Consider the following 14,180-nt stretch of genomic DNA (forward strand, 5'->3'; position numbering starts at 1 on the left):
AAAGGAGTAAGCCATGGAAATTAGATCAGAGAATTATCAAACGCTGACGAAACAAGCTATCGCGTTGATCGAGGGTGAGTCTGATCTCATTGCTAATATGTCTAATATTAGTGCGTTACTGGCCATGGAGTTAGAAGATATTAACTGGGTGGGCTTTTATATCTTGAAAGGGGACCAATTGGTATTGGGACCTTTCCAGGGGAAACCGGCTTGTGTCAGGATTCCAGTCGGTCGAGGCGTCTGCGGAACAGCCATTGCCGAGAATCGTGTTCAGCGGGTTGCCGATGTGCACCAGTTCGAAGGGCACATTGCCTGTGATGCTGCAAGCAATTCGGAGATTGTTATTCCGTTCTCGGTGAAGGGGGAATTGTTCGGTGTATTGGATATTGATAGCCCAATCTTATCAAGATTTAGTCAATCCGACGAAGATGGACTAGTTTCTTTGTTAGAAGAACTACAAAAAAGGCTCTAATTGCATGCTTTCGGTGGTTTTTCAGCGTTAGGTAACTATAATAGCGGAACAATTTCTTTTTGATTAAAGTACTAACGGCGAGGAAACTCGCTTTTGTCAGGAAAGTCCATGGAAAACTCTGAAAAGCTAACGAACAGTAAAGAAGTCATTGCCTACATTGCTGAGCGTTTCCCAAAATGTTTTACTGTTGAAGGTGAAGCGAAGCCACTTAAGATTGGTATCTTCCAAGATCTGGCTGAGCGTCTAAGCGAAGACCCTAAAGTCAGTAAAACTCAACTGCGTACCGCTCTGCGTCAATACACTTCTTCCTGGCGTTATCTTCACGGTGTAAAAGCGGGTGCAAACCGCGTTGACCTTGATGGCAACGAGTGTGGTGTGTTAGAACAAGAACACGTAGATCACGCTAAACAAGCACTTGAAGAAAGCAAGGCTAAAGTACGTGCGCGTCGTAAAGAGCAAGCAGAAGCGAAAGCAGTTGCTAGCAAGGATGGTGAAGCTAAGGCGAAAAAAATTCGTCCAAAATCTGCTAAACCAAAGAACACAAAACAAAAAACGACTAAGCTAAATAAAAAGCCTGCAGAAACGACCCGTGCACTGACTGCTGATGAAGTCGTCGTTGGCAAGAACGTTAGTGTTAATATGGGCAACGGAAACATGCCGGCAACTATCGTTGAAATTAATAAGGACGATGTGCGTGTTCGCCTATCAAATGGTTTGACCATGGTAGTTAAAGCGGAGCACCTGCGTTCGTAAAGGAGAATGCTCGACGCATGAAAGGTCGATTCCGTTTCTCACTGATTGCTGCTGGCATGATGCTAGCAGCTTCAGCACAAGCCCTAGAGGCCACATACACGTTAAGTGATCTTCCGCAGCTGGAGCCTGAAAAACAGCATGCGACTGCGAGCAAACGGGTAGCATCTCGCTTCACTCGTTCGCATTACAAGCAGTTTTCACTTGATGATGAATTTTCTTCCAGTGTCTTCACTCGATACATTGAGATGCTGGACTTCAACAAAAGCTTCCTTACTGCTTCCGATATTAGGCAATTTGAAAAATGGGAAAACCAGCTAGATGATCAACTGAAAAGGGGTGATACATCAGCGGCTTTCGACATTTTCAATACCCTGCTTAAGCGTCGTTACGACCGCTACCAATACGCGCTGACACTGCTTGATCGTGAAATCACGTTTGACGCTGATGAAGATATGGTGCTCGACCGTTCAGAAATGGACTGGCCGAAAGATCGCAACGAGCTAAATGAAATTTGGCGTCAGCGAGTTAAATACGATGCACTTAATCTGAAGCTTGCGGGTAAAGAGTGGGATGAAATTAAAGAGACACTAGGCAAGCGTTATAACAACGCACTTAAGCGTCTTACCCAGACCCATAGCGAAGATGTATTCCAGATTTATATGAATGCCTTTGCTCGTGAGGTTGACCCCCATACTAGTTATTTGTCACCGCGTAACGCCGAGCAGTTCCAGTCAGAAATGAACCTTTCCTTGGAAGGTATTGGTGCTGTTCTGCAAGTGGTTGATGACTATACAGTTATTCGCTCTTTGGTAGCTGGTGGTCCGGCTTCTGCGTCGAAAAAACTTGCCGCAGGTGACAGGATCATCGGTGTCGCGCAAGACGGCAAGGAAATGGTCGACGTGATCGGCTGGCGACTGGATGATGTTGTTCAGCTGATTAAAGGCCCTAAAGGCAGTAAAGTGGTTCTGGAGATCCTTCCAGAGGGGAATAACGCCAAAAGTTACGATGTCACTATTGTCCGTGACAAAATTCGCCTGGAAGACCGCGCTGTAAAATCTTCGGTTGAACTGTCGAGCGGCAAGAAAATTGGGGTGATTGAAATTCCAAGTTTCTATGTTGGCTTGTCTGAGGACACCAAGAAAGAGTTGGCAAAACTCAACGACCAGCAGGTTGACGGTGTTGTCATCGACTTGCGTAACAATGGTGGTGGTGCACTTACCGAAGCGACAGCACTGACTGGCTTGTTTATTAACAGTGGTCCAGTTGTACAGGTTCGTGATAGTTATGGACGAGTGAAGGTGAATGGCGATTCTGATGATCGTGTTTACTTTGACGGCCCGCTAACCGTACTGGTTAACCGCTACAGTGCATCAGCATCGGAAATTTTCGCTGCCGCGATGCAGGATTACGGGCGTGCGGTGATTCTTGGCGAGCAATCATTTGGTAAGGGTACTGTTCAGCAGCACCGTTCCCTGAACCATATTTATGATTTGTTTGATAAGCCATTGGGGCATGTTCAGTACACTATCCAGAAGTTCTACCGTATTAACGGTGGTAGTACTCAGAACTTAGGTGTAGTACCGGATTTGGCATTCCCGACGGCGGTTGATCCTTCTGAAACCGGTGAAAGTGTCGAAGACAACGCTTTGCCTTGGGATAGTATCAAGGCGGCGGAGTACCAGAAACTCTACAATTTCTCGGCGCTACTGCCTTCACTGAAAGCAAAGCATGACAAGCGTATCAGTAAAGATATGGAGTTTGGCTTTATTCAGGATGATATTGCCAAGTACCGTCTAGAGAAAGACATCAATACGATCTCCCTTAACAAGAGCAAGCGTATTGCCGAGCAAGACAAGGAAGATGCGGAGCGACTGACAAGGTTGAATCAGCGTCAGAAGGTTGCGGGCAAAAAGCCTTTCGCTAAATTGGATGATGTGCCTAAGGACTACGAAGCTCCTGATGCTTATCTGAAAGAAGCGGTTGCCATCACATCTGATCTAGCAAAATCACAAAGCTGATCCGGCAACAGCAGCAAAACCTTTATCGACACCAACGGCACCTCTTAGAGGTGCCGTTTTTTTATAGAAATCCGTTGGATAGACTTGTTTCATTAATGAGACAGCCAAAGAAATAGCACTGTTAATTCTCAATTTTTTCAATCTATGGGCTAATTGCAGGCTAGGGTTAAAGGTAGGTGATCAATTCTGGTGTTAGGGGAATGCTATGCTGAAATATGTGATTCTTGCTGTAACCCTGTTTTTTACGACATTTTCTGTCAGTTCTCGAGCTACAGATTTGACGGAATTTGATTATCCGCTTCTTCTCGGTGATTGGTACTGGTTTAGTAATACAGACGCGGGGGTTGAGAGCGAAGGGGCAAACTACCGTGCGATGAACATCAAATTTAAGTCAAACTACCGCTTTGTTATCCGCCTTCTGCAAACTAACGGCAATGTAGAAGAGTGGGATGGGACATACGACATCGATGAAACCACGGTAACTTTTCTTACCCATGGCCAGCCCGAGCAGCAGCACAGCTATATGTTGAGCTACAATCAGTTCCTGCTTGACGGTGCCCGTTTTACCAAGCTGGCACCGGAGAATCTACCGGGTAACTGGCGTTCTTCACAAATATCAGGTCAGGATGTTGGCGAGGTTGTCTCTGAAATTGCCTTGTCTCTGCGTCCGGATTTTTTGTTCTCGGCAGAAGTGTCGGGTAAAAATGGCAAGAAAAAAGAGCATCGCGGGATCTACTTTATCGAAGATGACCGTATCGTTCTTATCTACGAAGACGGTCAGCAAGACAGCCAGTTCAGCTTGGGAAGCAATACCCTTACATTGACAAACAAGCAGTTTGGAATGGAAGCGGTAATGAGAAGGGAGTGATGGGTTGTTGGCGTAGAAGGATCATCAACACTGGATAAACAATAAGAAAGCGAGGCAATTGCCTCGCTTTTTTAATGGACTACTGACTGTTCAGATCAACTCACGACTTTAAATGCCTGTCGCAGCTGAGACAGGTAATCTTCATCGCGGCAAATACTTTTGCCCGGCTCGTCAGAAATCTTCGCTACCGGTCGGCCTTCGCATTCGGTCAGTTTCAAAACCACATTAAGTGTTTTGACGCCGGGTAGATCGCACGTCAGCTGGGTACCAATACCAAAACTGATATTAATACGGTGGGCAAAGTGCTTGTAGATCGTCAGTGCCTTGTCCAGCGTCAGGCTATCGGAGAAGACCAGAGATTTGGTTTTTGGATCAATCCCGAGTGACTGGTAATGGGCAATGGCTTTTTCACCCCAGGCAATTGGATCACCGCTGTCGTGACGCAGGCCGATGAAACGCTCAGACAAGCGCAGGTCAAAGTCACGCAGGAAGGCATCCATGTTGATGCAGTCGGTGAGGGCGATTCCCAGTGTATCGGGGTATTCCTGCAGCCAGCGGTTTAGTGCCAGCTGTTGCGAGTCTGCCAGTTCGCCAGACAGTTGTTGGTGAGCCTGGAACCATTCATGGGCCTGGGTACCGACAGGCGTCAGGCCACGGGTACGTGCCAGGTGGTAGTTAGACGTGCCCTTGAGCTCTGGCATATGGTCTTTCAGGTAATCAACTACCTCATGGTGTACATGGCGTGAGAAGCGGCGGCGTGTACCAAAGTCGACCAGTGAGAATGCGTCAATATTGATACCTTCGTCGTTGGCACGTTGATAAAAGTCCGCCAGCTTGATCTTCAGCGAAGCCAAGGCATCGTCAGCCGTCGAATCTGGGTAGCAGCGCTGGCAGCGAATTTCACAGATGATAGCCAGTAGTGGCACTTCCCACAGAATAATATCGAGCCATTTTCCCTTGATAGTAATGGCCAGTTGATCACCAGACGTATCAATGTGGACTTGTTTACTGTCGAGCTGGAAAGACTTTAGGAACTCAAGGTAGTCAGCCTTGAAAAAACTGAGTGTAGACAGGTACTCAATTTCTTCCTGAGTGAAAGAGAGGTTTGCTAGTCGCTCGATATGCTCTTGAATCTCTTGGCTATACGGACGTAGATCTTCGTCGCTCCGGCAATGAAACTCGGCAACGGCCTCAACATTGGGGTATTGATGAAAGATGGCTTGCTGCATATGCAGTTTGTATGCATCTGTATCAAGCAGGGAATCGATAATCCCTGTGTGTCCAAAATGATTCATAACTAATTTGGTTGTTTTATGCAATCCGTAGATTTTACCTTATTTTGAGGCTAGGTTGTCTCAAAATGTTTCAGATCGTTGAAAAATTTAGGGGCAGTAAGATACGCGTAAAAGCCACTAACGACAAGACTACAGAAGACATTGAGTGTTTATTTGTGGTGTTCTGTTATCGCATTGTGTTAGCGGTGATCTTGCTGTAAAGCGGAATTTGAGTAAACATTACTGCTCGTAAGCTAAGTATAGTAAAGATGATAAGCTACTCTTCAAAGTACAACCAGCAAAATTATTGGTTGGATGTGCATTAATTAACCGTGTAAGCAGGCAATTGAGAAACATCTCGCCAATTCAAAGTAATATGCTTGTCTGCTTTGGCTTAAGACAGAATAATGGAAACATACCGCGAAACTATACTGCGGAAAAATAAGGAATAAACATGGCCGAACAACCAACTATCCAGCCAACGGCAAAGTACCGTTCAGATTACCAAGCACCTGAATTTACAATTACCGATCTTTCCCTTGAGTTTGACTTGCATGATACCGCTACTCGGGTTGTGGCGATCAGTAAGGTCGAGCAAAAAGTGGACGGTGCTACCTCGATGGAGCTTGATGGTGATGCGCTGACCTTGGTTCGTATTGAGATCAATGGTGAAAGCTGGACAGACTACCAACAGAGCGAAGGCAAGTTGACAGTGAATGGACTGCCAGCCTCGTTCGAGATGCTGATTGAAACTGAAATCAACCCTGAAGCTAATACGTTGCTTGAAGGTTTGTATAAATCAGGCGGTGCATACTGTACCCAGTGTGAGGCAGAAGGCTTCCGCCGTATTACTTATTACCTTGACCGTCCTGATGTGTTGGCGCGATTCACGACCAAAGTGATTGCCGACAAAGCACAGTATCCATATCTATTGAGTAACGGTAACCGTGTTGACGGCGGTGAGCTCGATAATGGCCGCCACTGGGTACAGTGGCAGGATCCATTCCCGAAACCAAGTTACCTGTTTGCGTTAGTGGCAGGGGATTTTGATGTGTTGCGTGATAAGTACACCACCGTAAGTGGTCGTGATGTAGCACTTGAGATTTTTGTCGATAAGGGCAACCTGGATCGTGCCGAGTACGCGATGACATCTCTGATTAACTCAATGAAATGGGACGAAGAGCGCTTCGGCCTTGAGTACGATCTGGATATTTACATGATTGTCGCGGTTGATTTCTTCAACATGGGGGCGATGGAGAACAAAGGCCTGAATGTCTTTAACTCAAAGTACGTTTTGGCGAATGCGAAAACGGCGACAGATACTGACTACCAAGGTATCGAAGCGGTGATCGGTCACGAGTATTTCCATAACTGGACAGGCAACCGTGTAACTTGCCGTGACTGGTTCCAGTTGAGCCTGAAGGAAGGTTTGACTGTGTTCCGTGACCAGGAGTTCTCCTCTGATCTCGGCTCACGCCCAGTGAACCGCATTAACAACGTACGTGTAATGCGCGGACCGCAGTTCTCCGAGGACCGTGGGCCTATGTCACATCCAATCCGTCCTGAAAAAGTCATTGAAATGAATAACTTCTATACACTGACAGTGTATGAGAAGGGCAGTGAAGTCATCCGCATGATGCACACCTTGCTGGGTGAGGAAAACTTCCAGGCCGGCATGAAGTTGTACTTCGAACGCCATGATGGCACTGCCGCAACCTGTGATGATTTTGTCCAGGCGATGGAAGATGCCTCGGGTATCAGCCTCGAAAGATTCCGCCGTTGGTACAGCCAGTCTGGTACCCCGGTTGTGCAGGTAGAGACAGAATATCTTGAACAGGAAAACCGTTACCGTGTAACAGTGAGGCAGCATACTGCGCCAACTCCGGGTCAGGAAGAGAAACACCCACTGCATATTCCGTTTGATATCGAGTTGTATGATGCGCAGGGGAATGCGATTCCGTTACAGTGTAATGGCGAGCCAATCCATAATGTCCTCGACGTAACGGAAGCAGAGCAGGAGTTTGTGTTTGATGGCATAGAACACCAGCCGGTTATTTCTATGCTGCGCGAATTCTCGGCACCGGTGATTTTGGAGTATGACTACTCGGATACAGAGCTGACTTTCTTGATGGTTCATGCCCGTAATGAGTTTGCTCGTTGGGATGCTGGCCAAATTCTATTGGCGAAATACATCAAACAAAATGTAGCTCGTTGCCAGAAGGGAGAGTCGTTTGAGTTGCCTGAGGCCGTGGTTGATGCATTCCGTGGTGTGTTGCTTGATGAAAAACTTGATCCTGCCTTCATTGCTGAAATGCTGACTCTGCCAAGTGAAAACGAAGTGGCGGGTTGGTATGAAACCGTCGACGTTGATGCCATCAATACTGTAATGGCTGAGCTTGAGAAAGCGTTGGCTCTCGCTATGGAAGATGAGTTCAGTGCTATTTACCATTCGCTTACTCAAGCGGCATATACCATTGAACATGAAGCGATGGCAAAACGTTCGCTTCGCAATACCTGTTTGGCTTACCTTGCATTGACCGAGCAAGGCAATAACCTAGTGGCAAAACAGTACGAAGCGTCAGATAACATGACCGATACCATGGCGGCGATGGCTGCGGCGAACAATGCGGAGTTGGCATGCCGCGCAACGCAAATGGCGGACTTCAGTGAGAAGTGGACGCATGACGGTCTGGTGATGGACAAGTGGTTTATTCTGCAGGGCAAGAACCCAGCGGAAAATGCACTGGAAAACGTGCGTGAAACCATGAACCATAAAGCGTTTGATATTAAGAACCCGAACCGAACCCGTAGTTTGGTTGCTAGTTTCTGTGCAAACAACCCGGTGCGCTTCCACGCCAAAGATGGCTCTGGCTACCAGTTCCTGACGGAAATCCTGACGGTATTGAACACCAGTAACCCGCAGGTAGCGTCTCGATTGATTGAACCGTTCCTCAAGTACCGACAGTACGATCAGCAGCGTCAGGCATTGATGCGTGCCGAGTTAGAGAAACTGTCCCAGCTTGAAAACCTAGCCAAAGACTTGTTCGAAAAAGTACAGAAAGCACTAGAACTTTAAGTTAAGAACGTATGAAGAAAGGGGGCAAGCATGCTTGCCCCTCGTTTTATCTATAACCGAACTTTTTGATATGAAAGCTTATACCTTCTCGATGCACATTAGTTACCAGCAATTTCTTCGGCATTATTCGGGGGCTGCCAGTAATGTGTTGGTGATGACAGATAACGGCCTGCGTCTTCAACTACCGGCCTCTCGGTTACGTCCTTTTTTGAGCCAGCTTGGGATACGGGGGCGATTTCGGGTGACGGTTTCTGAATCAAACAGGCTGCAAGCCATAGAGCAAATTATGTAATCGGAAAATGATTAATTTGTAACATATGATTGCTGACATGAAGAAAGAAGTGACGTTGCAGAAATGTGGGGTATACCTCTTTTGAGTAGGATTCCATTAGAAATAATAATCCAAGGAGTTAAGGAAAATAACCTTAAAAATAAATGGTTATACCAATTTACAGCATACTGGCGTCATCTTGATGCTAATTTCACCAACCTCAGATAATCCGCCCAACCAAAATATCTACATTAGTCACATATTCGATTTTTTCCGGCATACACAGAGTAATTAGCGTAACCATCTCGCAACAAAAACCCCTACAATAGCAGTCACGCAGGATAGCGTCTTCCGACGGTATGTTCCCCCAATAACCTACCATTGGATGTTTTATAAAAACTCTATACTTGATTGATAATATATAACGATGGAGCATTGCTATGACCGCACCTGACCCTATAGTGCCGGTACTGCTTGAGAAAGTGTATAACTTAATCCAGGACAAGATTGAGACACCCCAGCAGTCATTAGTAGAAGTGTTTGCTCAGCGATTGTTAGGACAACTGGCAGATGATGATCTGCTTCAACGGAATGAATCTGACCTTTATGGTGCTGTACTGAGTCTATGGCACCACCTAGTACAAAATAAGCCAGACCAAATCTCTGTTCGTGTCTATAACCCGACGCTTAGCCGCTACGGTTGGCAGTCACCGCATACAGTTGTTGAGATCATTACCCCGGACCGTCCGTTCCTTGTTGATTCGGTTCGGATGACCTTGACCCGGCTGGGGATCACCAGCCACATGATGCTTAATGGCCCGTATTTCTTTAAGCGAAATGCGCAAGGCGCCATCACCGAGGCGTGCGGTAAGGACGGCGACTTACAGACACTGTTCCATATTGAGGTTGATCGTCTTAACGACAAGAAAGAGCTTGAAGCATTAAAACAAGAACTAGAACAAGTACTTCAAGATGTTGATTTGGTCGTTAATGATTGGCAGCCGATGCAAGCCAAAATGCAGGCGATTGTTAAAGATCTCAAGAAAGCCGATCTCCCTGTTAACAAAGAACACCGAGAAGAAGCAATTGCATTTTTGGATTGGGTAACCCATCACAATTTCACCTTTATGGGGTATCACAAGTATGATCTTGTGCCTGTAGAAGGGGATTACGAATTGCGACCTTGCGATGAGCAAGGGCTAGGGCTGCTATGTAAAAAAGATAAAGTCAGAACTCTCCGCCTGTCACAGCTTCCTGAGTCTGCTCGCTTTGAAGCCCGTAAGCCCGAGTTGCTGATTCTCACTAAAAGCAACGGTAAGTCGAAAATCCATCGGCCGGCCTACACCGATTACATTGGGATAAAACGTTTTGACAAAGACGGCAATGTTATCGGTGAACACCGGTTTACCGGTCTTTATGCCTCAACGGCCTACCATCAGTCGACCATGAACATTCCGCTGATCAGTAACAAGGTTACGCGTATTTTGGAAGAAAGCCGTTATCCGGCGGGTTCGCATTCATGGAAGGCTCTGAACAATCTACTTGAAACATATCCGCGCGATGAGCTGATTCAGGCTAACGAAAAGGAAATGCTGGACGTAGGTTGTGGTGTTGTCCGAATGCAAGACCGTGACTTGCTGCGCTTATTTGTTCGCCGCGATCCTTTCGGCCGCTTCTTCTCTTGCATGGTGTATGTAACCAAAGAACGTTACAACACCGAGCTTCGTAGCAAGACCCAGGAAGTCTTGAAAGATTACTTTGCCTCAGAGCAGGATGTGGAATTCACCACCTTCTTCTCAGAAAGTCCACTGGCGAGAACTCATTATATCGTGCGAGTAGAAAATAATAATTTCGATGTGGATATCAAAGCTATCGAACACAACCTGGTGGAAGCAGCTGCTTCGTGGGATGATCGTTTAAGCGCTTCGCTGATCGCTAACTTTGGTGAAAGCCAAGGGACATCGCTGGCGAAAAACTACGAACGAGCCTTCCCGCGCTCATACAAAGAACAGATGTTGCCGGGCTCTGCCGTCGCTGATATCGAACAGCTTGAAAGCCTGAGTGAGGACAACAAGCTGGGTATGCTGTTCTACCGCCCTCAGGAAGAAGCCAATGATTCACGCTTCGTAAAACTGAAGCTATTCCACCGCGATGAGCCTATTCATCTTTCTGATGTCATGCCGATGCTGGAGAACCTGGGCTTGAGGGTAATTGGTGAGTCGCCTTACCAAGTGATCACCAAAAGCGGTACGGTTTACTGGATCCTGGATTTTGCTATGTTGCACAACGCCTGCACGGGGATAGATCTGGGTGAGGCACGCGATCGTTTCCAGGAAGCGTTCTCGGCCATATGGCATGGCGAATTAGAGAGTGATGGCTTCAACCGTCTGGTTCTGTGTGCAGGATTAACCGGGCGTGAAATTACCATTTTGCGTAGTTTTGCCCGTTACATGCGCCAAGTCGGTTTCCCATTCAGTCAGCACTATATTGAAGAAACGCTGTCTGGTCATAGTGATCTTGCGAGATCTTTGGTCGATTTGTTCTCCCTGCGGTTCGATCCATGCCGGAAATATTCGGAAAGTGCGGAGAAGGGACTGATCGCCAAACTGAATGACAAGCTCGAGCATGTAGAAAGCCTGGATGACGATAGGATCATTCGCCGTTATATGGAGATGATCCTTGCGACGCAGCGGACAAATTATTATCAGCTCGATACCAATGGCCAGCCAAAGCCATGGCTGTCGCTCAAGCTGCGTCCATCGGAAATCCCAGAAATCCCCGCACCGGTACCGTTCTTCGAGATCTTTGTGTATGCACCGGATATTGAGGGTGTTCACCTACGTGGTGGTAAGGTCGCTCGTGGTGGCTTGCGATGGTCGGATCGTCAGGAAGACTTCCGGACAGAGATCCTTGGTCTAGTGAAGGCACAGCAGGTTAAAAACACGGTTATTGTTCCGGTAGGGGCAAAAGGTGGGTTTGTCTGTAAGCGTCAGCCTCAACTGACAACACGTGAAGAGATTTGGGCTGAAGGTCAGCGTTGTTACAAGCGCTTTATTCGCGCCTTGCTGGATGTGACAGATAACATTATTGATGGCGAATTGAGCCCACCAGCCAATGTCGTACGTCATGATGAAGATGATCCGTATTTGGTCGTTGCGGCGGATAAAGGTACCGCGACATTCTCCGATTTGGCCAACTCAGTCTCTGAGGATTACAACTTCTGGCTGGGTGATGCCTTTGCCTCTGGTGGTTCAAACGGTTACGACCACAAGAAAATGGGTATTACAGCCAAAGGTGGTTGGGAGTCGGTAAAACGCCATTTCCGCGAGTTGGGTATCAACTGCCAGACCACGGACTTCACCTGCGCCGGTATCGGTGATATGGCAGGGGACGTGTTTGGTAACGGTATGCTGCTGTCTAAGCATATTCGTTTGGTCGCAGCTTTTAACCATATGCATATTTTCTTGGATCCGAATCCAGATGCAGAATCCGGCTGGAAAGAACGTGAACGGTTGTTCAATCTGCCTCGCTCCAGTTGGGAAGACTATGATGCCAAACTGATTTCTGAGGGAGGGGGCATTTTCTCCCGCCGTAGCAAGTCGATCAAACTTACTCCGCAGATCCAGAAATTACTCGGTACTCGCAAACAGAGCCTGACACCAAACGAGGTGATCCGCTTGATCCTGAAAATGGAAGTAGATCTCCTATGGAACGGCGGTATCGGTACTTACGTGAAATCCGAATCAGAAACCCACACCGATGTTGGCGACCGTGCGAATGACGCGCTTCGTATCAACGGTAGCGAGCTTCGCGCCCGTGTTGTTGGCGAAGGCGGTAACTTGGGCATGACCCAACTAGGCCGGGTTGAGTTTTCGAAGAAAGGCGGTTTGGTCAATACCGACTTCATCGATAACGTTGGCGGTGTGGATTGTTCGGATAACGAAGTCAATATCAAGATCCTGCTCAACTCACTGGTCGCCAGTGGCGATCTTACTTACAAGCAGCGAAATGAACTGCTTGAGAGTATGGAGGATGAAGTTGGTGATATCGTCCTTGATGATGCGTATTGCCAGAGCGAGTCCATTTCGGTGACCCAGCAGCAACAAGTGCAACTGCTCAAGGAGCAGATCCGCTTTATCCACCACCTGGAGAAAAATGGTAAGTTGGATCGTATGCTGGAGTACTTGCCCGATGACGATACGTTGGCAGAACGTGAAAAGTCCCGAATGGGGTTAACCCGTCCGGAACTCGCAGTGCTGGTGGCATACGGCAAGATGGTATTGAAAGAAGAGTTGGTAACCGAAGAAGTTGCCGATGATCCTTACCATGCTCGACTATTGCCGGCATACTTTCCGAAAGAGCTGCAAGAGCGCTACCGAAGCCATATGGAGCTCCATCCGCTGCGCAAGGAACTGATAGCGACTTCGTTGGCCAACCAAATGTCCAATGAAATGGGATGCAACTTTGTCACTCGTCTGCAGGAAGAGACTGGCGCAACGGTTGCAGAAATTTCTTCGGCATACTCTGTTGGACGGGAAGTGTTTAACTTCGAACAGTACTTTAACCAGGTTCGTTCGCTGGACAATGTAATCCCGGCGGAAGTGCAGTATGAAGTGCTTTACCGCTGTCGCCGCATGCTTCGCCGCGCGACTCGTTGGATCTTGCGTAACCGCGACAGAAAGCTGGGTATCGAGCAGTTGATTGCTTTCTATCAGCCGATTGTGAACAATTTGCGTGAGAACTTAGAGCGTTACCTTGTCACGGAAGAGGTCCAGGAGCATAACGAGCAGGCTGAGGAGATGATCAAGCAGGGGATCCCTGATGATTTGGCACACAATATTGCACGCTTGAGCAGCCTCTACTCGGCAATGGATATTGCCCAGATTGCAACAGGTGCGGATAAAGATCTAGATTTTATCGCCCGTGTTTACTTTGTCGTCGGTGCGGATCTGTCGTTGCACTGGTTCCTCAAGCAGGTTCATAACCAGCCAGTTGAAAACCACTGGCAGGCGCTGGCCAGGGCCTCGTTCCGTGAAGATCTCGATTGGCAGCAACGCCAATTGACTCTAGCTGTCATTAGCAGTGGTTTAGAAGCTCCTGATGCGGAAAGCCTGATAGAAAACTGGATGGATGAACATAAGTCGGCTATCCATCGCTGGAATACCGTGTTAGCAGAATTCAAAGTGGGTACTACGCATGAATTTGCTAAGTTCTCTGTGGCATTGCGTGAGCTTATGTTGTTGAATCTTAACTGCCAAACAGTAGCATAATGTAATAAATTGGCTTTTATATTGATTAATTATTCTAAAGCCAGATAAATAACAAAATTACTGTTCAAAAAGCCACCATGATAACGATGGTGGCTTTTTTTTGATAAAACGCTTGCCATATAAACGTTTGCTTTTGAGGGGGTGAAATAAAAGTAGTATTTTCAAGTATCTAACCGTA

General features: G+C 47.2%; 8 protein-coding genes. 7 read left to right on the forward strand and 1 reads right to left on the reverse strand.

The genetic code is table 11. The features are described from left to right. Positions 1-19: 19 nt before the first annotated feature. From PTW35_RS08820 to PTW35_RS08835, 4 genes are all read left to right on the forward strand, one after another. Complete coding sequence (locus PTW35_RS08820) at positions 20-472, forward strand: GAF domain-containing protein (RefSeq protein WP_281027473.1); 453 nt, start codon at positions 20-22, stop codon at positions 470-472. Between the two features lie 108 nt (positions 473-580). After that, positions 581-1,225 (forward strand): RNA chaperone ProQ, encoded by a 645-nt coding sequence (gene proQ / locus PTW35_RS08825; RefSeq protein ID WP_281027356.1) that lies wholly within the window; start codon positions 581-583, stop codon positions 1,223-1,225. A gap of 17 nt (positions 1,226-1,242) precedes the next feature. Further along, the gene (gene prc / locus PTW35_RS08830; protein WP_281027357.1) at positions 1,243-3,243 is read left to right on the forward strand and encodes a carboxy terminal-processing peptidase; all 2,001 of its coding nucleotides are present in this window, start codon (positions 1,243-1,245) and stop codon (positions 3,241-3,243) included. A 205-nt stretch (positions 3,244-3,448) separates the two neighbouring features. Then, positions 3,449-4,111 carry a lipocalin family protein gene (locus tag PTW35_RS08835; RefSeq protein WP_281027358.1) on the forward strand — a complete coding sequence of 221 codons (663 nt, stop codon included), beginning with the start codon at positions 3,449-3,451 and terminating at the stop codon, positions 4,109-4,111. Positions 4,112-4,206: 95 nt separating this feature from the next. On the opposite strand, the gene pncB is transcribed toward PTW35_RS08835, so the two are convergent. Next, complete coding sequence (pncB, locus tag PTW35_RS08840; RefSeq protein WP_281027359.1) at positions 4,207-5,406, reverse strand: nicotinate phosphoribosyltransferase; 1,200 nt, start codon at positions 5,404-5,406, stop codon at positions 4,207-4,209. A 433-nt stretch (positions 5,407-5,839) separates the two neighbouring features. Between pncB and pepN the strand changes: the two genes are divergently transcribed. The 3 genes from pepN (at position 5,840) to PTW35_RS08855 (ending at position 14,002) form a co-directional block, all read left to right on the forward strand. Next, the gene (gene pepN / locus PTW35_RS08845) at positions 5,840-8,461 is read left to right on the forward strand and encodes an aminopeptidase N (protein ID WP_281027360.1); all 2,622 of its coding nucleotides are present in this window, start codon (positions 5,840-5,842) and stop codon (positions 8,459-8,461) included. Positions 8,462-8,531: 70 nt separating this feature from the next. Next, complete coding sequence (locus PTW35_RS08850) at positions 8,532-8,753, forward strand: DUF2835 domain-containing protein (RefSeq protein ID WP_281027361.1); 222 nt, start codon at positions 8,532-8,534, stop codon at positions 8,751-8,753. A 419-nt stretch (positions 8,754-9,172) separates the two neighbouring features. Next, a complete protein-coding gene (locus tag PTW35_RS08855; RefSeq protein WP_281027362.1) occupies positions 9,173-14,002 on the forward strand; it encodes an NAD-glutamate dehydrogenase in 4,830 nt (1,609 codons plus the stop codon). Positions 14,003-14,180: the final 178 nt, after the last annotated feature.

The organism is Photobacterium sp. DA100 (genome assembly GCF_029223585.1).
In the GTDB taxonomy this organism is placed as follows: Bacteria; Pseudomonadota; Gammaproteobacteria; order Enterobacterales; family Vibrionaceae; genus Photobacterium.